16 protein-coding genes are annotated in these 24,446 nt (G+C 51.1%); 4 read left to right on the top strand and 12 right to left on the bottom strand.

The annotated features are described in order from the left end of the window. Positions 1-7: 7 nt before the first annotated feature. The 3 genes from FPE01S_RS10575 to FPE01S_RS10565 form a co-directional block, all read right to left on the bottom strand. Positions 8-670: an NADPH-dependent F420 reductase gene (locus FPE01S_RS10575; protein ID WP_046368996.1), complete on the bottom strand. Its 663-nt coding sequence runs from the start codon at positions 668-670 to the stop codon at positions 8-10. Positions 671-802: 132 nt separating this feature from the next. Further along, complete coding sequence (locus FPE01S_RS10570; protein ID WP_046368995.1) at positions 803-1,384, bottom strand: Crp/Fnr family transcriptional regulator; 582 nt, start codon at positions 1,382-1,384, stop codon at positions 803-805. A 25-nt stretch (positions 1,385-1,409) separates the two neighbouring features. Continuing rightward, a complete protein-coding gene (locus tag FPE01S_RS10565) occupies positions 1,410-3,149 on the bottom strand; it encodes a tetratricopeptide repeat protein (protein WP_046368994.1) in 1,740 nt (579 codons plus the stop codon). Positions 3,150-3,226: 77 nt separating this feature from the next. On the opposite strand from FPE01S_RS10565, the gene FPE01S_RS10560 reads away from it, so the two are divergent. After that, on the top strand, positions 3,227-4,525 hold the full coding sequence (locus FPE01S_RS10560; RefSeq protein ID WP_217998204.1) for an agmatine deiminase family protein: 1,299 nt from the start codon (positions 3,227-3,229) through the stop codon (positions 4,523-4,525). Between the two features lie 332 nt (positions 4,526-4,857). Here FPE01S_RS10560 and FPE01S_RS10555 read toward each other — a convergent pair whose 3' ends face one another. The 4 genes from FPE01S_RS10555 to FPE01S_RS10540 form a co-directional block, all read right to left on the bottom strand. Further along, positions 4,858-5,889 (bottom strand): response regulator, encoded by a 1,032-nt coding sequence (locus tag FPE01S_RS10555; protein WP_046368993.1) that lies wholly within the window; start codon positions 5,887-5,889, stop codon positions 4,858-4,860. A gap of 21 nt (positions 5,890-5,910) precedes the next feature. After that, positions 5,911-9,606, bottom strand: coding sequence for an ATP-binding protein (locus FPE01S_RS24840; protein ID WP_052955704.1), 3,696 nt, complete (start codon positions 9,604-9,606; stop codon positions 5,911-5,913). Between the two features lie 107 nt (positions 9,607-9,713). Then, on the bottom strand, positions 9,714-12,188 hold the full coding sequence (locus tag FPE01S_RS10545; protein ID WP_046368992.1) for a YfhO family protein: 2,475 nt from the start codon (positions 12,186-12,188) through the stop codon (positions 9,714-9,716). Between the two features lie 91 nt (positions 12,189-12,279). Further along, a complete protein-coding gene (locus FPE01S_RS10540) occupies positions 12,280-13,023 on the bottom strand; it encodes a hypothetical protein (protein WP_046368991.1) in 744 nt (247 codons plus the stop codon). Positions 13,024-13,224: 201 nt separating this feature from the next. Between FPE01S_RS10540 and FPE01S_RS10530 the strand changes: the two genes are divergently transcribed. After that, a complete protein-coding gene (locus FPE01S_RS10530; RefSeq protein WP_046368989.1) occupies positions 13,225-17,364 on the top strand; it encodes a hybrid sensor histidine kinase/response regulator transcription factor in 4,140 nt (1,379 codons plus the stop codon). Positions 17,365-17,369: 5 nt separating this feature from the next. Here the strand turns inward: FPE01S_RS10530 and FPE01S_RS10525 are convergent, their stop codons facing one another. The 5 genes from FPE01S_RS10525 to FPE01S_RS10500 all read right to left on the bottom strand — a co-directional run bounded on the left by FPE01S_RS10525 (position 17,370) and on the right by FPE01S_RS10500 (position 22,682). Next, positions 17,370-17,825: an HAD domain-containing protein gene (locus FPE01S_RS10525; RefSeq protein ID WP_046368988.1), complete on the bottom strand. Its 456-nt coding sequence runs from the start codon at positions 17,823-17,825 to the stop codon at positions 17,370-17,372. 497 nt (positions 17,826-18,322) lie between these two features. Continuing rightward, positions 18,323-19,303: a thioredoxin-disulfide reductase gene (trxB, locus tag FPE01S_RS10515; protein ID WP_046368986.1), complete on the bottom strand. Its 981-nt coding sequence runs from the start codon at positions 19,301-19,303 to the stop codon at positions 18,323-18,325. A gap of 27 nt (positions 19,304-19,330) precedes the next feature. Then, the gene (locus FPE01S_RS10510) at positions 19,331-20,725 is read right to left on the bottom strand and encodes an MBL fold metallo-hydrolase (RefSeq protein WP_046368985.1); all 1,395 of its coding nucleotides are present in this window, start codon (positions 20,723-20,725) and stop codon (positions 19,331-19,333) included. Between the two features lie 20 nt (positions 20,726-20,745). Beyond that, positions 20,746-21,543 (bottom strand): sulfite exporter TauE/SafE family protein, encoded by a 798-nt coding sequence (locus tag FPE01S_RS10505; RefSeq protein ID WP_046368984.1) that lies wholly within the window; start codon positions 21,541-21,543, stop codon positions 20,746-20,748. Next, the gene (locus FPE01S_RS10500; protein WP_046368983.1) at positions 21,543-22,682 is read right to left on the bottom strand and encodes a cysteine desulfurase family protein; all 1,140 of its coding nucleotides are present in this window, start codon (positions 22,680-22,682) and stop codon (positions 21,543-21,545) included. The genes FPE01S_RS10505 and FPE01S_RS10500 overlap by 1 nt, the downstream gene beginning before the upstream one ends. 159 nt (positions 22,683-22,841) lie before the next feature. Between FPE01S_RS10500 and FPE01S_RS10495 the strand changes: the two genes are divergently transcribed. Then, on the top strand, positions 22,842-23,300 hold the full coding sequence (locus FPE01S_RS10495) for an Lrp/AsnC family transcriptional regulator (RefSeq protein ID WP_046369793.1): 459 nt from the start codon (positions 22,842-22,844) through the stop codon (positions 23,298-23,300). Continuing rightward, positions 23,300-24,421 carry a serine hydrolase domain-containing protein gene (locus FPE01S_RS10490; protein ID WP_046368982.1) on the top strand — a complete coding sequence of 374 codons (1,122 nt, stop codon included), beginning with the start codon at positions 23,300-23,302 and terminating at the stop codon, positions 24,419-24,421. The genes FPE01S_RS10495 and FPE01S_RS10490 overlap by 1 nt, the downstream gene beginning before the upstream one ends. The last annotated feature ends 25 nt before the right edge of the window (positions 24,422-24,446 follow it).

Below are 24,446 nucleotides of genomic sequence, written 5' to 3'. Positions count from 1 at the left end.
TAAATGGTTATTGGTGCAATACTTTCCAGCCCGCGAGCCAGTTGTAGTTGTATTTTATATTGAGGCTGATCAGCAGCAAGGCCATGCTTTCCAGCGTCCTGCTGACTGCCAGTCCCCCTGCCATCACCGGGTTGAATCCTGCTGTCTTTACCAGTCCGGAAACTGTGGCAACAGCGTTTTCGTCATCACCGGCAAGGAAGGTGTCCACCTGCTTGCCTGCAATAACCGTATTGGCAAAATCAGCAGCGAAGGTGGTATTGAATGCCTTGACCACTTTGGAGTGTGGCAGCAATTGCTGAAGTGTCTCCGCCGCACTGGTATCCGGAGGAGTGACTAATCCATTGTAAGTGGCATTGAGCGGGTTGGCAATGCTGATCACCACCTTCTGGTTGGCAACGGCCTTAATCTTTTCCGCAAGTTCGCGTTCCGCCCCATATGGAACCGCCAGGATGATGATATCGGCTTCCCAGGCGGCATTGGCCGGACATTCCAATGCCTCAACATCTGCTGAAGCATTACGGCTTTTTATCTCCCCTACCAATGTTTCTGCTTTATCCAGCTGCTTCGCAAACAGCAGCAGCCGGTTACTTCCCCCTGCCAGACTTCTGGCGATGCCGGAACCTATACTCCCCGTAGCCCCGATGATAGCGATAGTTTGTTTTGCGCTCATGATTTTGCTCGTTTGATTACACAAAACTACCAGCACAAATGGCCCATCTCCAATGCTTACAGGCATGAAATAATGATGCTTTCAGGCAGGAAAAAGCATTGACTTTTGTCAATGCATTCCGGCGGGCGCCGGTTATTTGCGGCTGGTGATCCGCCCCCGGACCCGACTCAGTGTTTCGGGAGTTAATCCCATAAAGGAGGCGATCATGTGCTGGGGTACCCGCTGCACTACCGCCGGGTACATTTCCAGCAGCGCCTTGTACTGTTCTTCCAGTGACATACTGATCATGATAGCGGTACGTTTCTGAAGCGCCATATAGGCATCCGTCATCAGGATACGGATATAGGTTTCATACTTAGGTACCAGGCGGATCAGCTCGTCATGCGCTGCCTTGCTGATCAGTACCAGTTCGCAATCCTCCAGCGCATCAATATTCAGCGTTGCCGGCTCCTGTTTGATGAAACTGGACAGGTCACCGATCGTCCAGCCTTCCAATGCAAACCCGACAATGCGTTCATCGCCACTTTCATTCAGCACATAGGCCTTCATGGCCCCCTTCTCCACGATACAGATATACTTGCAGACATCTCCTTCCTGCAGCAGGTATTGCTTTCTGCGAAGCTTCTTCGGCGTCAGGTACTGCTTAATAAGTTCTTCCTCCTCCCGTGTAAGAGCAATTTTTTCATTAAACTTTCTGAAGAATACTTCGTACATACCCTGTAAATATACTCATTGCTGATCAGGTCAGCTCTTCAGGCCGGGCCGGTAAATCCTTCAGTGTCTTTCTTGCCGCCATCAACCGGATTTTCCTGTTCCTTTCAATCAGCACATTGGTTGCCCACTTTTCCAGCCGGTGGTGAACTGGTACCAGGATTGCAGCAATCGCCGCCAGGCACAGCAGCATCAGAACCGGAGAATGGTGCGTCAGCTGTTCGAGAAAGGGATGCAACAACAGGTTGAAGAATTCAAAGATGAGTAGCAGCGCGACGATTCCCAGGAATTTAATTAACCCGGCACTCATCACCATACTGCGGGTGAGCAACAAAACCAGGATAGTGAAGGTCACCAGGCCTACGGCAATCAGGAGATACTGTATATTGCGTTTGCGTTCGAGGGCAATGGCTGCCCGCTCAGTTTCCCTTTGTATTTGCCGCAGTTGTTCATTAAATGCCAGGGCATTCATCCGGCTGATTCTATCAGAATTAAACAGACTATCCTGGAGATGTATACTGACCTGCTGATATTTAAACGCACTGTCAATTTGCTGCCTTTCCGTATATAATTTTGCCAGTAGCGTACTGGAAGCCAACTGGTAGACCAGCAACTTGTTGTCAAGGTCCAGCTGAAATGCTTTGCTGGCATAATAAACAGCTGAATCGAGCTGGTTATTCCGTTCAAAATGTTCCGCATATTCGCAATAACTTCTGGCCAGCAGCCGGGGATTATCATCCCGGATATTGAGGTAAAACGCCAGCTGAAAAAAATCCCGGGCAAGCTTCTCCTGTCCTTTTTTGGAATAAATAATTGCCAATGTCGCCTCACCTCCCCCACCCCCGACCCAGGAATTCAGTTTTCTGAATTCATCAGTATACCGCTGCTTTTCCACTAACCACTGCTGCGTATACAAATAGGCCGAATCAAGGATGTTCAGTTGCTCATAGGCCTTCCCCTTGTCAAGAATCGCTGCGTAATAAATGCTGCTGCAGGGTGTATTCCGCGTTGCTTCTTCTGTTCTGGTAAAATAGATAATTGCCTGGCGGTATTGCCCCTGGTTCCGGAACACCATGGCCAGGCCGTTATACATATCTCCACTCAGGCAGGGATCATTAAAAGGTTCCGCCAGTGCAAGCGCCCTGTAGTAGGATTCAAGTGCCCCCGGGTAATCACCTGCCCACCATTGGTAATATCCCATCATCCCCTGGCTGGCCGCTACCTCGTCTTCTGGAAACCGGTTGGGGGTTGAGGCGATCAGCAGCACGGCTTTTCTTGCATAATGGAGCATCGAATCCAATTCAGCCGCTTGTTTGGCTTTTTCCGCCCTGGTCATGCAATCATTGATCCGGAACAGCACATCTGTAACCTGGTGATACTGCGGCATATCCCTGATATTATCCAGATCCGGATCCATTCGTATGCTGTCGGACAGATAGCCATAACGAATAGCCTTTTCCAGCCATTCCAGCGCCCTGCTTTTCTCATTCAGCAATGCATAGGTGCAGCAAAGGTTATACAGAGTTGCCGCATAGAAACCATTATATACTCTCCGGTAGTTTTGCTGGCCGGCTCTGCTCAGCCTGTTATAGGTTCTCCTGACGCCGCTGAGCAGGCGCAGGAAAGTATCCGGATCGCGTCGTTGGTAAGCAGCCCGGAGCAGGCTGTCCTGTTTCACCAGGTAAGCGTCAAATTCATGCCCTTCCTGCGCAGTTACACTGACCGCAATTAACAGGAGGAGCCACGATATGACACTTCGCCGCCGCATGACAGGCAAATAAGTTACGTGTTTTCCACATTCTCTGAACCTCAATAATGCATTAACTTACAGGAAACACCAGCTCCATGCGTCTGATGGCCATCGTGATCCTGTTTTTGCTTGCCTGCAGCAATGCCAAAGCACAACAAGGATTCAGGATGCCTGCAGAATGGGAGCCCCAGGAAGCTGTCTGGATCGGCTGGGAAGACCTGTTTACCAGTACGCTGCCGGTCACCGTGGAGATGATCAGGGCGCTCCATGGTCATGTTGCCATCCGGTTATCTACGTACTCAGACAGCCTGGTCAGCGTTGCCAAAAACTACCTGGCCGACCGTGACATTGATACCAACATGCTCAGCTTCTATGTGCATGACCACAACGATAATTACAATATGCGCGATCATGGCGCCACTTTCCTGGTCAACGGCAAAGGCAAACTGGGGGTAGCGGATTTTGGCTGGAGCGGTTATAACGCACCTGGTTTAATCCAGCTCAAATACGGCAACAATGCCGACAGCCTTCGCAAATACATGCAATTGTATGAAACAGGTGCTGCCCTCCGCGGCAAGGTAGACAGCCTGATGGGTGCAACAACCGGTGCAATCAACTTCCCTGCTGACGTGGTGATCGAAGGCGGTTCTATTGAAGTAAATGGCAGGGGAACCCTCATCCTGTGCGAAGCAGTGACCTTCAACCGGAACCCCGGCATCACGCGCACAGCATTGGAAAGCGCCTTCAAAAAAGCACTCGGCGTAACGCATATCGTTTGGGTAAAACAGGGACCGGCAGATGACCCCTGGGGTTTCTTCCGACGCATAACCGGCAACTATGTGGGTGGTGGCACTGGCGGACATACCGACGAATTTGTGCGCTTCGCTGACCCTCATACCATTTTCCTGTCGTGGGTAGACGAAGCAGAGAAAGATGCCAACCCCATCAACCGGATGAACTATGATCGCATGCAGGAAAATTTTGACATGCTGAAAAAAGAAGTTGACCAGGACGGCAAACCGTTCACGATCGTTAAGATCCCCATGCCTAGTCTGATTGTGCGGGAAGGGCTTGCCGTTGCCAACCGGCCAAGATCAGATACCGGCACCACCATCTCCCGGTTGCGCTTCCCGCCTTCGGAAATGCCGCCCGTCGGAGAACTGTTGTACCGTGTACCCGCTTCCAGCTACCTGAATTTTCTCATCACTAATGGCGCTGTATTGCTCCCCACTTATGTAAAACATGGAACCCCGGCAAACAGGGAAGCCGACATCATAAAACACTTTCAACAATATTTTCCCGGAAGAGAAATCAAACTGATCGACGCTTTACCACTCAACTGGATGGGCGGTGGCATGCATTGCGCCACGCAGCCGCAACCCAAAACAAACTAGACACCCATCTTACTCCTATTGGTTTCCCGCCATCGGGGTTTCATGCAATGCGGTTGAGCGCTGCGCGCTCTTTCACGCCAAGACGCCAAGGAGCAAAGACGCAAAGAATGGTGTAATGGAAAAATTAAGTTGCTTTTGTTAATATCGTTGGAGTTGAAACCGGTTAAAGTGGTAGGCGCCAATTAAAGTATTTTCGCTGCGACAGCTATGGACAACAAGCAGCAAACACCAACACAAAAAATCAACTTTGCGCCTTTGCACCTTTGCGTGGCGCCAAAGGCGCCATTGCGAGAAAATCTTTGCGAGCACCCAAAACCTTTGCGGGCTTTTCCTTAATCCCGCACCTCGTACAACATCATCGGCTCAGCCTTATTCTTCAGCACACTCAACCCAATCGGCTCGCAACGAAACGACTGCCGGATCTTCTCATAACACGCTTCATTGATTACGATCTGTCCTCTGCCCGCTGCACTCTGCAATCTTTGCGCGGTATTCACTGTATCACCGATAACGGTAAAATCCAGCCGCTTCAGCGTAGCCGACCCAATATTGCCGGAGATCATCTCGCCGCTATTAATCCCTATCGAAACCTTCGGCAGAAATCCTGACTCCTCCGGCAAACCATTGATCGTATCGCGGATCGCCAGGCAGGCATCAACGGCCCGGTCCAGGTGAAATTCACCCCGGAACACTGCCATCACACAATCGCCGATAAACTTGTCGATGATACCCTGCTGGGCAATGATCTCTTTAGTGATCAGGTCAAAATAACGGTTCAGCAGCTGCACCACCGTATCCGGCGATTCCGTTTCACTGATTGATGTAAAACTGCAGATATCAATAAATGCCACCGTGGCTTCCACATTCTCATTGGCGGTGAGGGACTTCTCATATTCGCGCGTACCCATGAAATTCAGCACGTTGGCATCCACATACATTTTAAGGATATTGTTTTCCTTGATGGCCTGCAGCGTTTCTTTCAACTGCGCCACATATTTGATGGTCTTTTCCATGGTCACTTCCAGGTCATCGAAATTGACCGGCTTGGTCACAAAATCAAATGCACCGCGGTTCATGGCCACGCGGATATTCTCCATATCGCCATAGGCCGACACCATCACGGTTTTGGTAAGGGGATTACTTTCATTCAGTTTGCTCAATAAGGTGAGGCCATCCATCTCCGGCATATTGATGTCGCTCAACACGATGGCCGTGTCCGGATTTTCCTTCAGGCGTTGCAGGGCTTCATTGCCGTTTGCAGCAAATACAAAATCGTACCGGTGTTCCCGGATCTGCTTGCGGAATTTCTGGCGGATCAACGCTTCAAGGTCGGCTTCGTCATCGGCTACCAGGATCTTGATCATGTCTGTACTTTAATGTGTTTTTTATATGGGCAGAATGACACTGAATTGTGTACCCTCTCCTTCCCTGCTGTTCACTTTCAGTTCCCCACCGTGTCCCTTCGTCACGATATCATAACTCATGCTGAGTCCCAGCCCTGTACCCTGACCTGTTGGTTTGGTGGTAAAGAAAGGCTGAAAGATCTTTTCCATCACTTTTGCTGGTATGCCATTCCCGTTATCGGCTACGGTGATCTCTACACGATCCTTGTTGCTCTTCGTGCTTACCGTAACCGTAGGTTCATAACCCGGCAGTTTCTCTTTTTTCTTTTCCGTCACGGCGTAAAAGGCATTGGTAAGTAAATTCAGTACGACGCGACCGATATCCTGTGGTACCATTTTGGCCTGCGGATTTTTCTCATCAAACTCTGTTTTCATGGTCGCATTAAACGAACTGTCTTTCGCACGCAATCCGTGATAGGCCAGCCGCAAATATTCATCCGCCAGCTTATTGATTTCCGTAGCTTCCTTCACCGCATTGGCATTGCCCCGGCTGTGCTGCAGCATACTCTTCACAATGGCATCAGCACGACGGCCATGGTGGTAGATCTTGCTTTCATTGGCATCAATGTTTGCGGCAATTTCTTTCGCAGCGTCTACATCACCTTTGTTCAGTTCATCCTGCATATCCACCAGCAGTTCCTTATTCACCTCCGCAAAATTGTTGATGAAATTGAGCGGGTTCTGGATCTCATGCGCAATGCCTGCTGTGAGCTCACCCAGCGAAGCCATTTTTTCTGAATGCACCAGCTGTCCCTGTGTTGCTTTCAATTCTTCCATTTTCTCATAGAGCGCCAGTGTCCGTTCCGCCACTTTCCGTTCCAGGATCCTGTTTTCTTTTTTCAGCATCTCGGAACGCACCCGCACAATGGTGTATACGATCGCGGCAGCAGTTACAGCATAGAGTAAATAGGCCCACCAGGTCTGCCACCAGGGCGGCAGGATGGTGAAACTGATCGTATCAGGCTTGCTCCACACACCATTTTGTCCCCGCGTAATCACCTTGAATTGATAGTCACCTGGCTTCACATTGTAATAGATGCGCGATGCCGGTTTTTTGGTGATATCCGACCACGATTCATCCTCTCCTTCCAGCATGAACCGGTATACGATCTTATCACGGGAACGGGTATCCTGGTTGGTAAAACTGAAGGCAAAAGAGTTCTGGTTATAAGGCAGTTCCAGTCCCTCCGGTACCTGGAAGCCCGAGCGGATACTATCCCAGTGGATATTGTTTTTCGCCAGGTAACCGGAGTCCGCCGGTAGTTTATCGCCTGCAAAACTTTTTGTACCTACCCACAGCGAATCACCCGGAGAAAGCTGTGGCTGCAGTGTGGCAGTATTCACAAACGAAGAGGGCTGGTCCATGATATTCATTCCCCGGATCCTGACCGCCGGTTCCGTGGAATCAATCACGGGATACTGGTGCACTACAGTGAGAATCGGTGACGCTCCCCACCATACGTTGCCACGGGAGTCGGGTATGGCCGTACTCTGGTTGTAATCGTTGTAAGGAAAACCAGCGGATTTATCGTAGTTATGAAAACGCCAGCGCTCTCCGGGTTTTGTGGGCCGCTCCACGATCGTGATACCGTTTTCCGTACCGATATTGAGCCTGCCATGCCACTCGGTCATATCATACATGGCAGAAGGTACCATACCATTGTCAGCCCCTATCTGGGTAATCGTCTTCAGTTCAGGATCAAACATGGAAAGCCCCCTGTCATTGCCGACATAAATCTGTTCATCACTGCCCTGGAATAACATGGAGGAATAGCTGCTGGCCAGCCCGTCGGCATCGGTCAGGTTTACATAGGTATCCTTTTCGGGAAAGATGATGACGGCGCCTCTCTCTGTGCAGAGCCAGATCCGGCCCTGGTTGTCTTTCCGCAGGATCAGCACGAGATTAGACACCAGGCCTGCGGCCTGGTTGAACCCTTTCAGCGTACGTTTTTCAGGATCAAACCGGAAGATCCCATTCGCGCTGCAATACCAGTAACCTCCTGAACCATCAGGGACCCCCCTGAAATTTGTATTGCTGAGTTCTTTTTCAGCGGTATTGTAATGCCTGATGGTTCCTGCAGCAATATCGATCAGCGAAAAGCCGCCGACAGCACTCAGAAAAAGTTTATCGGGACCCACGAAGTTGATATGGCGGTTGGCATTGTTGCCGACACCCTCAGGCAATTTGAGCAGCGACAATCTTTCTTTTTCCGGATCATAGATATTCACGCCTTTATACGTAGCCATCCAGATCCTTCCTTTATTGTCTTCTTCCACGCCCCACACATCATTGCTTTCCAGTCCGTCACGATCGGTAAAATGATCCGCCAGCATGCCATCGGGATTGATGAGCACCACCCCTTCGGCATTCGTTCCCAGCCAAAGCATGCCGTCCCGGGTCCGGGTACCTGAGGAAGGGAAATTGTTGGTGCGGAGCGCACAGTTGGTGTACATTTTTTTCATCCGTGCCCGGGCGATATCATACAGGTAAACCGTATCGTTGGTAACTATCCATAACCGGTTCCGGTTGTCGTTTACGACATCATACACAATACCCGGAACCCCCTGTTCCGCTCCCATATGCGTCACCTGTTGCGCTGCAAGGGAAATCGCATAGCCGCCGCCGTTCGAGAAGCTGGAGAGCCACACGCGGCCGGTACTGTCTGTCGTAAAATCATATACAACGTTCACTTTCAGGTCTTCTGCCGCACCAATGGTCCGCATACTTTTCAGGGCAGGGTCAACGATCAACACCCTGTCGTTAGCACCCACCCACATATTGCCTGCTTTATCAAACCTGACTGCATACACCTTCCTGACTTCGTTACTATCGTTCCCGAGGGCCAGCTGGCCCAGTTGTTTTTTATCCAGGTCCAGGTGAGACACACCGTTGTCGAACCGGGTGCCCCAGAGCCTGCCCTGTTTGTCGAAATCGAAACGCACGAACCCCGTGGGAACAGCATACTGTTCGACCATATTGGTTTTCGTGTCAATCCGGTAGATCCCTGACTTCAACGCACTCACCAGCAATTTCCCGTTGGAATCGGTCATCATTTCACTCACCACTTCCACGGCACCGCTTTCATCCCGAACAAGGAAATTGTAGGCGAGGAATTCAGTGCCGGTATACTTGCAGATCCCCCGGTCGGTACTGATCCAGGTATTGCCGTCATTGTCCTGCACAGCTGCATACACTTTTGCTCCGGGCAGTCCTTCTGATGGTCCCAGGCGGGTCAGTCCGGCGGTGCCCTTTCCGAGAATAGCGGGGGTTGCGGCCAGCGTAACTTCCGGCTCGGGCAACAGGAATTTCTTATAGGGAACCGGCTGGTAATGCATCGTATCGGCCTTCAGCGGTGTTACCTGCAGTTTGTGCCAATCGAATGCGGTCACGCGCAGCGGTTGTTTCAGCGGCCGGAAATCGTTGACGGAAAAGGGCTTTGACGGCAGTTTGTTGATATCAAACCGAATGACGGTAGGCGTGGGTACACTGTCCTTCCCATATTCCCTCCAGGGAATCGGTTTTGCTGCCGGCAGTACAAATGGCCTGGTGACAGGAATAGCATAATCGTCGGGCATGCTGGCTTCAGCAGTAACGGGCCCCTGCCGGCAGGCCATCATTACCAGTATACTTACGGCAAGGGTCAGCCGAAAGGGCAAACAGGATCTTTTCTCTATCATAGTGCTTATGTGATTATGGGTAGAAAGCGCTTGACAGGGACAGGACTATATTTTTATCAGTAGTAATAAAGGGGCGAAGGCTTCCGAAATATAATAATTTTCCGGTACTATCGAAGGGGTGTTTTTCCCATTCTTCCCTGCCACAGGACATACCCCAGGCCGCCCAGCAAAAGGGCGACCGCCACCAGGTTCGCAATGCGCTCCACCGTTCTGCCTGCATAAAAACTAGCCGGATGAAACAGGAACCGGATCGTATACCGTCCCGATGGCAGCTCCAGCCCGCGAAGCAGGTAATTTGTTTTAAAAACAGGAATCTCCCGGTTATCTATATACGCATGCCAGCCCTTATCATAAAAGATTTCACTGCATACCGCAAATTGCGGCGAGTCCGCAGAAAATGCATACAACAGGCTGTCGTTATCATTGCGCAACAGTTTAATACTCGCATTGCTGTCGAACCGCGGCTGCAACACTGCCGGATCTTCCACGATTGCACTGTCTTTCAATACCACGTCGTTGAGCGCACGCATCGCCGCTGCGGGTCCACCCGCATGATAAATTCCGCGCACCAGCCAGCAATCTCCCAATGCTGTGTTCCGGTGTTCCGCCTGCTGTGCGCCGTTGCTATCAGCTACTACCAGGTAGCGAACGTTCAGCATATCCATCACCGCACTATCCATCCGGTAATTGGGCTGTTGATACTGAAGCAAATCTTCCATCAGGCTCAGCCGGGCTGGTGAATACCCCGCAGCATTGTGATGATAATAAGACACCCTCGAGTCATACCAGCTGACCCGGCTGTATACCCGGTAGGAACCGGTGTCTTTTTTAATCTCCCGGTCAGCAGCCGTCAACGCGAAATTGTTCTCCGCATAGGTTTTGGGATCCAGGTATAGCCGCCAGGGTAAGGCACGCACCGCTACCCCAACGAGATCAGCCACACTCACGGCCGTGAGCAGGACCAGTACCCAATTTAGCCGCAGCGCACGGCGCTGGTAAGCCCAGCAAACCGTCATGGCAAACAACACCAATAACCCCGAACGTACCAAGTCAGCACCCAGCATGCTTTGCCTTTGCTGCCGCAGCAGTTCCACCAACTCCCGGCTCAGCACAGGATCGAAAGTGAAGCCCGCTGTTAACCCGGTCAGTAATTCGGGATCACCAGGTGCGTTGTAGGTGAATATTGCATACAGGTAGCAGGCCACCGCCAGCAACAACACGCTTACGAGAGATGCTCCCGTTAATGCAGGCGAACGCTTGCGCCCTGAACCCGCCTCCTGCTGCAGCCATTGCTCTAACCCGATGCAGCCCAGCAACGGGATCAGCAGCTGCGGCAAAATCAGTACCATGGTGATCGCCCTGAATTTGTTATATCCCGGCAGGTGATCGAAGATGAAATAATTGATGCCGGGAAGATGACTACCCCAGGCAAGTACCAGCGATAGAAAAATAGTCAGCAGGATCCAGGTGCGATCGGGTCCCCTCACCTGGAACAAACCCAGCAGAAACAGGAAACAACAGATGGCCCCGAAATAAACCGTCCCCTGCGTACCTGGCTGCTTTCCCCAATACAACGGCCAGTCAGCCTGCAATGCCGGAATCTCACTTTCCTTCGCCAGCCGGTGCTTCAACGCAAACTTTACAATCGGCGCATCGCGTTCCAGCGTTCCGCTGCTGGTCCGTCCATAAAAATCGGGTACCAGGAAAGTATAGGTTTCCAGGAAGCCATAACTCCAGTAAAATGTTTTTTCGGGATCAAGCCCCTCAGAACGTTTCGTTTCCTTCGCCGTTGCATTTCCCATTTGCAACACCCCTTTGCGGGTGGAACGGGAATAGTCCCAGGTGGTAAACAATTGCAGCGCATTGGTGGCTGCACCCACCACGAAAGTTCCACCAAGAATTGCCGTACTGATGAACAAATGTTTCCAGCGACCCGCCCTGATCCAGGTGATGGCATATACCAGCCACCAGGTCCCCGCCATCAGCACACCATAATAGGTCACCTGGATATGGTTCATGCTGATGAGCAGTCCGCATGCCAGCACACCCACCATAGCGCCCCACAGGTATTGCCTGCGGCCAACCAGCACCAACGCAGCCAGCAACACCGGCAGGTAGCCCATGGCCAGCACTTTGGTATCGTGACCGGCAAAAATGATCACGGCAGTATAACTCGCATATGCGTAACCCGTAGCCCCCAGCACGCCCGTCACCGGTCGCAGGCCGTAGACAATTGCCAGGAAATAAAAACCGATCGACAACAGGAAGAAAAAATTCGCCGGCTTGGGCAGGCCCAGCATCAGGATCTCATGCAACGGATGAACCGACAACCACCCCGCACCTTCCATCGCCACCTGGAATGCTGGCATGCCGCAAAATTGGCTATTGGTCCACAAAGGAAAATTGCCATGAAGCTCCCGGTATTCGAAGGAGGATTGCGCCATCCCCTTCCAGTGCAGGTTATCGGTTTGGGTGAGCAACTTTCCCTGCAGTGCCGGCTGACAAAAAAACATTGCCAGCAATGCCAGGAACAGGACAGCTGCCACATGGGGCAAAACCCGCTGCAGGAAGGTATTTCGCATAAGCGAAAACAAAATAACAAAATAAATCAAGGCACGCCTTTCGACGCACCCTGATGAGCTGACTCTGACCTGGAAAAACTCAATATTGCGGCTACTTGGAACCAAGATTTTTCTGCAGAAACAGCAACTCGCTCCAGCTATCGTCTACATACTCCGAGAGGTCCCGCTGGTATTGCGCATAGGCGCCAGCCCCATACACGGCTTCATAAGCTTCCTTAAAAGGCTTCCGGAATCCGGGTGTTCTTTCCTTCAACCCCTGCTTGTACCGGGTAACCAGTGTATACTGCGGTTTACCGGAAGAACTGGCAGCATAAACTGCAACCGTAAGCCCGACAGACTCCCAGGTCTTTTTCAGCTTCCCGATGATCTTTACCACATCATCCCCCTTACCCATTTTGGGATAGACATGTGTAATATTGATCTTATCGGTAAAATCGCCCAACGCCGTCGTACTCAGCGAATCGATATACACCGAATAACCGGCAGACTGTCTGTCGGTCAGGAAAGCCGCTACATTTTTATTCCAGTCCGCCTGGTGCTCCGGACTGATATCCCCCCTGCCATCCATAGCATCCCAGGTGGTAGGGCCTTCGGTAATATGATAACCGCCAACATCCGGGCCGGACTCAATGGCAAATACCCTCCAGGCGACATCCCCGGTATGGTATTTCTGCGCATGCGCCGCAAGGGCTTTCTCAAATTCCGCCACCTTGTCCACCTTCGGAAAGATCCGGTGATAAGAGAGCAGGTTTTTGGTTTGTGCCGTACCCAGCGCCGGCAGCAATGCCAGCAATATATACAGCAGTGTCTGTTTCAGGTTAATATTGTGTTTCATCGTAAATGTTTTGCAAGTACAAAATTCCTTCGGGAAGCATTTTTTTGTGAGGACAAACCCGCTTTAAACCTCCAGAAATCCGTCATTGAAGCGGACAAACTGTTCAGGCACCCGGACAAATTCACCATTCTGCCCAAACGGCCTTCGTTTCACGGTAAAGCGATGAGATAAAAAAACCGCTTCCGCTAACTTTATCTGCAAATGCCCCCCAAAAGCATTTCCCCTAAACTGCTGGCTGCCATCATACTGACCTGGCTCAGTGTTCCTGCGTGGGGACAAATGAAATACGAATGGCTCACCACCTCCAATGGCCTGTCGCAAGGTTATGTGTACGATATCCTGCAGGACAAGGACGGCTTCCTGTGGTTTTCCACCAAGGCCGGACTCAACCGATATGACGGCTACAGTTTCAAGGTCTTTACGCATGATGCCTACAAACCCAATACCATCAGCAGCAATGTGATCAACCGCCTGTATGAAGACAGCAAGGGCCGGCTGTGGATCGGCACCGAAGACAATGGCCTGAACATCTACGATAAAACCACCGGGATTTTTCACCGCATCCGGCACGACCCCAATATCCCCGGTAGCCTTTCGGGCAACAGGATCACCGGCGACATAATCGAACTGCCCGACGGAAGATTCCTCGTATACGCTTCCCAGAAAAGCTTCAACCTCATTACCCTTCCCACCAATTACTTTGAAAGCACGGCGTCTCCCGTCATCACCCGGATCCCGGCGATACAGGCCGATGCTTTCGTACCCCTTTGCAAAGACGCCAAGGGACGGATCTGGACCTCCGGCAACAACAAACTCTACCAGTTTAATCCTGATAAACTTTCTTTTGAGTGGCGGAAAGACAGTATTACCCTGGGCAATTTTTATTCCAGCAATGCCAACGGGAGTATCTGGACCAACGGTGACCAGATCAGCCTGATTGACTTTGACGATGGCTTCAGGAGCTACCCGATGTTACCCAAATCTGTCACCAAAGGCGAGGTATTCGTCTTCTGTACAGACCAGCAAGACAGGCTCTGGCTGGGCATCTCCAATACGCAGCGCCTCATGGTATACGATACCCGGAAATGGCAGAAAGGAAATCCGCTCCAGCCCAACGCCGCCCTGCTGTTTACCGACACCGCCGTAGCCCCCATGAAAATGCTGACGGACAATGCCGGCACCCTGTGGCTGGGAACAAATGGATACGGCATCAGGAAATATACTTTTGAATCAGAGCAATTCAACCACCTCGCAAAGGGAATGAGTGTGCGAAAAATCACCCCCGCCAGCCAGGAACTCTTCCTTACCGGCTGGAATGGTAGTAAAAGAATATTGGCCAATGGAGAAACCATACCCGGACTGCCGGGTTACCTGCAACACGATGTACACGATTACTATTTTTCAAGGTCCGGCGATTGCTGGATCCTGCGCCTCGACCCGGAGAAAAAAACAGTCATATCCGCCATTGAACAATACAATCCCGTTACCCGGACACGAAAAATTTTCCCGGTATCGCTACCAGTATTTTATGATATGCTGGAACCCATCACGGAAGACCGGGAAGGCAGGATCTGGGCCTGCGGCTTGAATGGACAGCTGGTCGTGATCGATCCCGCCACGGGAATAGTGAATCCCATCAGCATCAATACCGATGCCGCCCACGCCATGTTGCCAGATGCCTTCATTACAGCACTGTACCAGGATGACAAAGGAATTTTCTGGATCGGCACAGAAGAAGGTTTTGCCCGCCTGCAATACCACCACAACGTTACAACGCCGCCAACGCTTACCTGGTACAGGAGCAACAGCAACGATAAGAACTCCCTCAACTTCAACTATGTTTCCGGTTTCCTGGAAGATCCCCTGGATGACAAGGTCCTTTGGATCAGTACCAAGGGCGGCGGACTGAACCTGTTCAATACGGCAACCGGAAAATTCACCCACATCACCACGCAGGAGGGACTTTGCAACAACGTGGTATACGGCATACTGGCCGACGAAGCCGGCAATATCTGGGGCAGTACCAACAACGGCATCTTTTGCCTGTTGCGGCAAAGAAAGGACGAACACGGCAGCTGGCGCTTCCGGCATTTTACCAAAGCTTCCGGCCTGCAGGACGATGAGTTCAACACCGGTGCCTATACGAAATTGTCCAACGGAGACCTGGCTTTTGGCGGGGTGAACGGTGTCAACAGGTTTACACCCGCCACCATTTTGCAAAGCAGCTTTTCCCCCAATGTCTTTATCACTTCCCTGCTGGTGGGCAACGAAGCCGTTTCCCCCAACGACAAAACAGGCATCCTCCGGCAAACCATTGAACAGTGCCGGAGCATTACGCTGAATCATTTGCAGGATATCCTGACCCTGGAATTTGCTGCGCTCGATTTTACCGCACCCCTTCAGAACAAATACCGCTACCAGCTGCTGGGAATGGATAAAGGCTGGATAGAGAGCGGCACCCGGCGCACCGCTACTTATATGCACCTGCCGCCGGGCCATTACACCTTCAAAGTACAGGGCAGCAACAGCCAGGGCACCTGGAGCAGCAGGACTGCTGAACTGAGCATCATCGTCACGCCGCCCTGGTGGCGCACCTGGTGGGCCTGGCTGGCCTATGCGCTGCTGACCGGCTTTGCGGCAAGAGCCTATTTCCTGTTCCGGGTCAATAAAACCAAACTGCAAACCCAATTGCATTACGAACAGGAAGAAGCGAAACGCGTGAAGGAACTGGATACCCTCAAAACGCAACTGTATGCCAATATCACCCATGAATTCCGCACACCACTCACTGTGATCATGGGCATGGCGCAGCAGGTGAAGTCAGCGCCGCAGGAACACCTGGAAACCGGCATGGCCATGATCGAGCGCAACGGGCAACACCTGCTCAATCTCGTGAACGAGATGCTGGACCTGTCGAAGCTGGAAGACGGCAAGATGACGCTGCACCTGGTAAATGGCGAAGTGATCAATTTCCTGCGGTACATCGTGGAATCGTTTCAATCGCTCGCCACCAGCCAGCAAAAACAATGTCATTTTTTATCAGACACCGATGAACTGACGGTGGCTTATGATGCCGAAAAACTGCGGCAGATCATTACCAACCTTTTATCCAACGCGTTAAAATTCACCCCTGCTCACGGCAATGTATATGTGAGCATTTCCCGTGAACCGGCCGCAGCCAGCGACCATGTCAACCTGATCTTAAAAGTGAAAGATACCGGCATCGGCATACCTGGAAACCAGGTACCCCATATCTTCGACCGCTTCTATCAATTGGACAACAGCCATACCCGCAAGGCAGAAGGCACGGGCATTGGCCTTGCGCTGACTAAAGAACTGGTAAAACTCATGAACGGGAACATTACCGTAAAAAGTCCCGCCGTCGGGGCAACCAAAGGCACGGAGTTCACCATCACCCTTCCGCTGCTGCTTGTCAGTACCGATGAAGTTCCCGTTTCAGTTCCGCCCCCAACCCTGCAGGCTGTCCTTCCACCTGTACCCCAAAAACCTGCACCTGTCATCATCAATAATAACCATGCTCCCGCAGGCACGCCGCTGATCTTACTGGTAGAAGACAATGTGGACGTAGTAGCGTACACGGCCAGTTGCCTGCCGCAATACCGGCTGGCCGTGGGCAGGGATGGAAAAGAAGGATTTGACATTGCCGTGGAAATGGTGCCCGACCTGGTCATCACCGACGTGATGATGCCCTTTATCGATGGTTTCGAAATGTGCCGCAAGCTGCGGCAGGACGAACGCACGAGTCATATTCCCATCATCATGCTCACAGCGAAAGCGGATATGCCCAGCCGCCTGGAGGGACTGGAAAGGGGCGCTGATGTGTACCTGGAGAAACCCTTCCACCAGGAAGAGCTGTTGTTGCGGATCAAAAAACTGCTGGAGCTCCGGAAGCACCTGCAGCAATATTACAGCAGGCAGATCGGAATCTCACCGCAACCGACTAATGCAACAGGCGCGGATCTCATTACCCCTGTTGTTTCAGAACCTGCCGAGCATGAATTTGTGAAAAAAGTGCGGCAACTGGTGGAAGCCAATTTTGCCAATTACGACTTCAGTGTAGAGCAGTTGTGCCGGCTGATCTTCATGAGCCATTCGCAGCTGCATCGCAAGCTGGAAGCCCTGACCGGCTTTTCACCGAACCGGTTCATCCGCATCATCCGTCTGAACCGGGCCAGGGCCCTTCTCACACAGCCCGAATTAAGCATTGCATCCATTTCCCTGGATTGCGGCTACAACGATCCCGGTTATTTCGCCAGGGTCTTCAAACAGGAATATGGCGTTACCCCTCAGGAATGGCGGATGGGCAAAATCAAACTATAATAGTTTTACTCCGGATTTCTGGTTAGGTCAATAATTGCATTGACATGTTCTTCTGTCAGTCCTACCGTTGGGCTGGTTTGCACCAACGCCCTTTTATACTCCACAGGGAGTTCATTCAGAGAGCTGTCATCATCAATAATCACGAAATCTCCTGTCATGGGGTGACTGCTAAACCATTTCATTAATTCCTCTTTACGACTAACATTCAAAGGGCTTGCCGGAAGGCGCTGAAGTTTTTCAATATCGATACCTCTTCTCTTAAATATTGACTTCCATTCCTGAATTGAAAAATTAGCTTTATGAGAGCTAGTTAAAATGATCGTATTCTTACGCGCAATGATTTGAGCAAGTGCCACTACAGCTCTATTGCTGAAAGCTGGAAATCCATCGTCCATCAATTCAGGAACTTTCCAACCTTTTGCTGGAACCATAACGCCATCTATATCTAGAAAAATCAGCATTCTATACCTTAAAAATAATAACTATTACAAAGACGTCAAACCCTGGCGATGATTAAGTTTCGGCTTCCCAATCAACTTCTTCAAAAACGACTGACTGCCAGTCTGTTGCAACAGTTGCAGAACTCTTCTCTGACGGAACCATTGAAATTTCGTACCCACATAACCGGGAGGCCAGATACCTGTGATGTCCATCAATAATTAAGTTATCATAGATTCTGATAGCAGGAAAATGAACGCCCGTCTTCATCAAGAGAAACATCCTGTTGATTATAGGAACACACATTTTCTTTTGCGTAGAATTCAACATTAATTGATCAGTGGCAATAAAATCTTCTATGATCTTCCTGGTAATCATATAATCCGGAAAAAGTACCAATAGTTTTCTCGTTACCCGGAGATTATACGGCTAAGACACCTTGCCTGCCTTTGAACGCATCAAAAAAGGTGCGCCCGAAGGCGCACCTGTACCAAACTAAAACAAGCAGACTAAAACAAATCTATTCAACACTATTCAACTCCTCGGTGTACTGATGAGACAGCACCTCACTTTCGATCCGGCTTAAATAACGTTCGGCATCCAGGGCTGCCATGCAACCTGTACCTGCTGCCGTCACGGCCTGCCGGTAAATATGATCCTGAACATCTCCCGCAGCAAAAACTCCATCGATATTCGTTCGGGTAGTACCAGGTAAAGTTTTGATATACCCCTGCGCATCCATCTCCAGCCAACCTTTGAACACTTCACTGTTCGGCTGATGCCCGATGGCCACGAAAAACGCGCTGACGGCAAGGGTTCCCACTGCACCTGTCAGGGTATTCCTGATCCGGACGCCCTCCACTTTGTGCTCCCCTACCACCTCTTCCGTTTCCGAATTAAAATGCACTTCTATATTCGGCGTGGCCAGTACGCGATCACGCATTACCCGCGATGCTTTCATTCCTGAAGCAGATTTCCGCACGATCATGTGCACCTTGCTGCAGATCTTGCTCAGGTAGATCGCCTCCTCACAGGCTGTATCCCCTGCACCGACAATGGCCACTTCCCTTCCACGAAAGAAAAAGCCGTCACACACGGCACAGGCACTCACGCCATAACCATTGAGCCGCTGCTCACTTTCGAGCCCCAGCCATTTGGCCGATGCACCGGTACAAATAATGACGGACTCCGCCTGCAGCCATTTCTCTTCATCTACCTGTACCCGTAAGGGCCAGCCGCTGAAGTCCACTTTCGTTACCAAACCATACCGGATGTCAGCACCCATGCGCGATGCCTGCTTTTCAAAATTCACCATCATCTCCGGACCTGCAATGCCTTCCTGATAACCGGGATAGTTTTCCACTTCGGTAGTGATCGTGAGTTGTCCGCCGGGCTGAATGCCCTGGTACAATACCGGTTGCAGTCCCGCACGGGCTGCATAAATGGCCGCTGTATAACCTGCCGGCCCGCTGCCGATGATCAGGCATTTGATAAAATCCATATGCTGAAAAAGTTTAAGGAAATAGCTTTATTCCGTTTCGGATGCAACCAGGCGCTGCAGGGCATTGTATCCGCCCTGGATATCGACCAGGTGATGGAAACCACGACCTTTCATAATAGAATTGAATACCATCGACCGGTAGCCCGCAGCGCAATGCACGAAATAGGTTTTCTGTTTGTCGAGCAGCTGGTGCGCTTCGTTGATATTGTCCAGCGGAATATTGATCGCGCCGCGGATATGCCCGCGCCGGTACTCGCTTTCTTTCCGCACATCAATGACCTGTACAGCATGGTCGGGACTGATGGTATCCGCAAAATATGCTGCTGTTACGGTCTGCAGATGGTCAACGGGTTTTGCAGCGATCCGCCAGGTATCAATACCGCCTTTCAGTGTCCCGATCGTATTGTCATAGCCGATCCGCGCCAGCCGCGTCACCACTTCTTCTTCCCGGCCCTCATCGGCAATGACGAGGATAGGCTGCTTATTAAACGGGATCAAGGCGCCTACCCATGGCGCAAAACTGCCATCGAGGCCAATATTGATAGAACCGGGAATAAATCCTTTGGCAAACTGCACGGCATGCCGCGTATCCAGGATGATGGCCTGCCCGATCTCCATCGCTGCTTCAAACGCTTCAAGGGTCAATGCTTTTGCGCCCCGCGCCACTACCTGCTGTACGGCATCGCTGCCTTTGCGATTCAGCCACACATTCATCGGGAAATATGCCGGTGGCGGCAACAATCCTTCCGTCACTTCGCGTACGAATTCCTCCTTCGTCATATCCTGGCGCAACGCATAATTGTTGGCTTTCTGATGCCCCAGCGTAGCACTGGTTTCGCTGCTCATGTTCTTGCCGCAGGCACTGCCCGCACCATGCGCAGGATACACCACGATGTCATCCGGCAGCGGCATGATCCTGTTCCGTAATGAATCGTACAACATCCCCGCGAGGCTTTCTTTGGTTATCGCGTTATCGGGCTGCTGCGCCAGGTCCGGGCGGCCAACATCCCCGATAAACAAGGTGTCGCCGGTAAACAGGGCAACCGGGTTCCCTCCTTCATCCCGCAACAAATAGCAAACACTCTCCAGGGTATGCCCTGGTGTGTGAATGAGTTCAAACGTCACTTGCCCCACCCGGAACAATTCACCATCATAACCGGTATGCGCCGGGTAAGTAGTTTCAGCATGGGGACCAAAAACGATAGTAGCCCCGGTTGCCGCGGACAATTCCACATGCCCGCTCACAAAGTCCGCATGAAAATGGGTTTCAAAAATATAGTTGATCCGGGCTTTGTTCCGCCGCGCCCGCTGCAGGTAGGGAGCTGATTCGCGAAGCGGATCAATGATCACCGCCTCACCGTCACTTTCAATATAATAGGCTCCCTGCGCGAGGCAGCCGGTATAGATCTGTTCGAGTATCATAAGATGAGTCGTATAAATAATTATTGGCCGATGAAACCGGTCAGTTCCCTGATGAGTATTGCTACCCCTACCACCAGCACAAACCAACCAAATGCGTGTTTCAGGCGTTCCGTGGAAACTCGCCTGCCCAATGCAGCTCCGGCAAACATGCCGGTTGCAGCCACTACAGTAATGCCTGCCAGCAGTGGCCATTCTATCGTCACATGATCCAGGTCCAGGGCAAATCCTGCGAGTGAATTCAAGGCGATGATAAAGAGCGATGTGCCGACTGCTTCTTTCATGGGCAGCCCTAAGAACAAGACGAGTGCCGGTATCAGGATGAAGCCGCCGCCCGCGCCTAGAAAGCCCGTCAGCAACCCCACCACCAATCCGCACCACAGCACATGAACAGTATTTTGCTGGCCTCCCGCGGCATCACGGGCGGGTTCTTTCATGATCATTGCCAGCGCGGCAGTGATCATCAATATCGCAAACAACACCATGCAACAGAAGGATGTCGTAACCGGTACACCAAACAGCACAAACAATTCATCGGGGATCCGGGGCAATACAAAGTGCCGGACCACAAAAACAATACTCATCGACACGGCACAGAAAAGCAATGCCACCCGCAGGTTCACTTGTTGCTGCCGGAACTGGTACCAGGCTCCGGTAAGGCTCACGCCGCCTACCACAAACAGCGAATAGGATGTTGCAAGCAATACGGGCATATGAAACAGGTAGACCATCACCGGCACCGTCAATATGCCTCCGCCCGCGCCGATCAGTCCCAGCGATAGCCCCACGAGCAGGCAAACGATATACCCGAGTAATTCCATCAATGATTATTCAGGGCGGTTTTCAGGGCATCAATCACCTGGTCAACCTCTTCGTGTGTATTGTATTTGCTGAAGGAGAACCGCAGCGTGGTGTAATCAGCAGACCTGTTCAGGGCGTCCATCACATGGGAGCCACCCTTGCCGCTGCTGCAGGCGCTTCCCCCGGAAACACAGATGCCTTTCAGGTCGAGGTTCAGCAGCAGCATGTCACTGTCTTCCGTTTTCGGGATCCCCACACTCAACACGGTATACAAAGCATTTTCCGGTCCGTTGAACACGATGCCGGGTATTGTGTTCACCAGCTTCTCCCTCATGCAGGTCTTCAAACCCCTGATATAGGCACTTTCCTTTTCGTAGCATGCCATGGCGCGTTCCAGTGCCTTGCCAAATCCGACAATGCCGTAAACATTCTCCGTCCCTGCGCGGAGTGCACGTTCCTGCCCGCCACCATGGATCAATGGTTTGATCCGGATAGATGGCGCCACGTACAAAATGCCGACCCCTTTCGGGCCATGAAACTTGTGCCCGGCGCCGGAAACAAAATCAACCCCCAATTCCGATAGATTTAAAGGATAGTGACCAACCGTCTGCACACAATCGGAATGAAAGATCGCTTTATGGTCTTTGCACAGGTCGCTCACACGCTTTACATCCAGCAGGCTGCCAATCTCGTTGTTCGCGTGCATGAGCGATACCAGCGGCTTATACCCGCGTTCTTCCGCGAGCGACAGCTGCAGGGTCAGGTCTTTGAAATCCACTTCGCCTTCCGGGGTCAGTTGCACATATACCAGGGGAAGTTTATAGGTGCGGCTGAAGTATTCCACGGTATGCAACACCGCATGGTGCTCGATGGCAGAAGTGATGATATAGTTGCAGCCCAGGTCACGGATGGCCGCCCCGATGGCGGTGTTGTTGCTTTCCGTACCTCCGCTGGTAAAGTAGATGGAATCGGGTTTGGCACCCAGCAATTGGGCCACGGTTTTGCGCGCGGTTTCGATAGCGATCTTGGAATGTCTACCACCTTTGTGGGTAGAGGAAGGGTTGCCGTAATGCTCCACCATATAGGGCAGCATGGCTTCCAGCACTTCGCCATCAAGGCGCGTGGTGGCGGCATTATCCAGGTAAATAGAACTCGTCATGGTAGCAAATTGGATAAAGATTTGTATGAAAAGTGCAGTTTCATTTTTCCCCGGAAATTTTCCGGAATTTTAGGACGATCATGCATCTTTTTTCAGCACCTTCGGCGCTGCAATGCCGATGCTGAATATTTTTCGGTTGCAGAATTTGAAATTTTCTTCATGAATGAAATAGACCAAACGGATATTGCGATTCTCCGGCTGCTCCAGCAGAATGCAGAACTGACCAATAAGGAGATTGCCTACGAACTCGGCAAGAGTGTGGCAACGGTGCATGACCGCGTGAAAAAACTGAAGGACCTTGGTTATATCAAACGCATCGTGGCGATCCTCGATCAGACCAAGATTAACAAGAGCCTGATTTGTTTCAGTCATGTGCTGTTGCACGATCATGCGGTGCAAACACTGGCTGCCTTCGAAAAGGAAGTGGTGAAATTCCCCGAAGTGCTGGAATGCTTCCAGATGACCGGTTCCGTAGACTTCATCCTGCGGGTAGCCACCAAGGACATGGACGCGTACCATAGTTTCTATCGCCGCCTTGCTGCCCTGCCCAACATCACCACGGTGCAGAGTTTTTTCGTGTTGTCGGAAACCAAAAGTGATACTGCCTATCCCATTTAATGAAACACAGCAGATTATTACCGATCGTCATTTTATTGGCACTGGTTACAGGGCCCCTTCCATCCCTGGGCCAGGTGACAACACTCAGCGAAAAGAAAATTACAGCCGCTGCAATAGATGGGTTTATTAAGGCTGCGATGGATTCTTTGCAAATGCCCGGGCTTTCAGTTACCATTATCAACGATGGAAAAATCGTGTACAACCGGTCAATGGGATTCACCAATATTGACAAGGGAACGAAAACGGATGAAACGACAATTTTTGAAGCAGGCTCGCTTTCCAAACCAGTGTTCACCTTTTTCGTGCTTAAAATGGTGGACGAAGGACTATTAAACCTGGACACGCCCTTATACCGGTATATGCCTTACTCTGACATCGATAAAGATGAAAGGTATACGCTGATCACGGCAAGAATTGTGCTTTCACACCAGTCGGGCTTTCCCAACTGGCGCTATTTTGAAAAGCCAGACTCCACCCTGCACATCAAATACGGCGAGCTTTGGCTGAAATTTACACCAGGTACGCAGTTTGCCTACTCCGGCGAAGGCTATTTTTACCTTGCAAAAGTGATTGCACAGTTGAAACACACCAACCTCCAGGGGCTCGACAGCGTCTTTCAATCCGAAATAGCCAGGCCGCTTCACCTGCAGCATTTCTATTTTTCCGGTAACCCTTACATCAGCCAGCACAAAGCCACTGGTTATAAACAGGGTAAAGTATCGGCAAAAAAATGGCCGGTGGCATTTCCCACCCAGGATTCCAGTTGGTTTGGTGCAGCCGGAGGACTTCATACCAACGTTACGGACTACGCCAATTTCCTGGTCGCATTGATGAATGAAAAGGGTATCAGCAAATCCCTGTTAAGCGAGATGTTACAGCCACAAATTGAGTTACCAAAGGCAAGCACTATGGTAACAGAAGAAGGTTATGTTGCCTGGGGATTGGGCATTGCCCTGAAAAATTCCCCTTACGGTGTTTTACATCTGCACGGTGGTAATAACGGGGACTTTCAATCAGGATTCGTCATCGACAAGTCAAAAAAATGGGGATTCGTATTTTTTACCAACTGCGATAAGGGTAGTGCGTTCAATAAAAAACTGCAAGCGCTATTGCTACAATAATTTGAGCCTTTTTACCACAAAAAAG

Origin of the sequence: Flavihumibacter petaseus NBRC 106054, from assembly GCF_000974785.1 — a bacterium.
In the GTDB taxonomy this organism is placed as follows: domain Bacteria; phylum Bacteroidota; class Bacteroidia; order Chitinophagales; family Chitinophagaceae; genus Flavihumibacter; species Flavihumibacter petaseus.
The sequence above is the reverse complement of the archived record's forward strand: the minus strand, read 5'-3'. Positions and strand labels throughout refer to the sequence as shown.

Excerpts from the sequence above, each read along its gene's own strand:
- FPE01S_RS10490 (WP_046368982.1), top strand. The coding sequence starts at position 23,300 with ATGAAACACAGCAGATTATTACCGATCGTCATTTTATTGGCACTGGTT.
- FPE01S_RS10530 (WP_046368989.1), top strand. The coding sequence starts at position 13,225 with ATGCCCCCCAAAAGCATTTCCCCTAAACTGCTGGCTGCCATCATACTG.
- FPE01S_RS10525 (WP_046368988.1), bottom strand. The coding sequence starts at position 17,825 with ATGCTGATTTTTCTAGATATAGATGGCGTTATGGTTCCAGCAAAAGGT.
- FPE01S_RS10555 (WP_046368993.1), bottom strand. The coding sequence starts at position 5,889 with ATGATCAAGATCCTGGTAGCCGATGACGAAGCCGACCTTGAAGCGTTG.
- FPE01S_RS10560 (WP_217998204.1), top strand. The coding sequence starts at position 3,227 with ATGCGTCTGATGGCCATCGTGATCCTGTTTTTGCTTGCCTGCAGCAAT.
- FPE01S_RS10510 (WP_046368985.1), bottom strand. The coding sequence starts at position 20,725 with ATGATACTCGAACAGATCTATACCGGCTGCCTCGCGCAGGGAGCCTAT.
- FPE01S_RS10495 (WP_046369793.1), top strand. The coding sequence starts at position 22,842 with ATGAATGAAATAGACCAAACGGATATTGCGATTCTCCGGCTGCTCCAG.
- FPE01S_RS10500 (WP_046368983.1), bottom strand. The coding sequence starts at position 22,682 with ATGACGAGTTCTATTTACCTGGATAATGCCGCCACCACGCGCCTTGAT.
- FPE01S_RS10505 (WP_046368984.1), bottom strand. The coding sequence starts at position 21,543 with ATGGAATTACTCGGGTATATCGTTTGCCTGCTCGTGGGGCTATCGCTG.
- FPE01S_RS24840 (WP_052955704.1), bottom strand. The coding sequence starts at position 9,606 with ATGATAGAGAAAAGATCCTGTTTGCCCTTTCGGCTGACCCTTGCCGTA.
- FPE01S_RS10540 (WP_046368991.1), bottom strand. The coding sequence starts at position 13,023 with ATGAAACACAATATTAACCTGAAACAGACACTGCTGTATATATTGCTG.
- FPE01S_RS10570 (WP_046368995.1), bottom strand. The coding sequence starts at position 1,384 with ATGTACGAAGTATTCTTCAGAAAGTTTAATGAAAAAATTGCTCTTACA.
- FPE01S_RS10575 (WP_046368996.1), bottom strand. The coding sequence starts at position 670 with ATGAGCGCAAAACAAACTATCGCTATCATCGGGGCTACGGGGAGTATA.
- trxB (WP_046368986.1), bottom strand. The coding sequence starts at position 19,303 with ATGGATTTTATCAAATGCCTGATCATCGGCAGCGGGCCGGCAGGTTAT.
- FPE01S_RS10545 (WP_046368992.1), bottom strand. The coding sequence starts at position 12,188 with ATGCGAAATACCTTCCTGCAGCGGGTTTTGCCCCATGTGGCAGCTGTC.
- FPE01S_RS10565 (WP_046368994.1), bottom strand. The coding sequence starts at position 3,149 with ATGCGGCGGCGAAGTGTCATATCGTGGCTCCTCCTGTTAATTGCGGTC.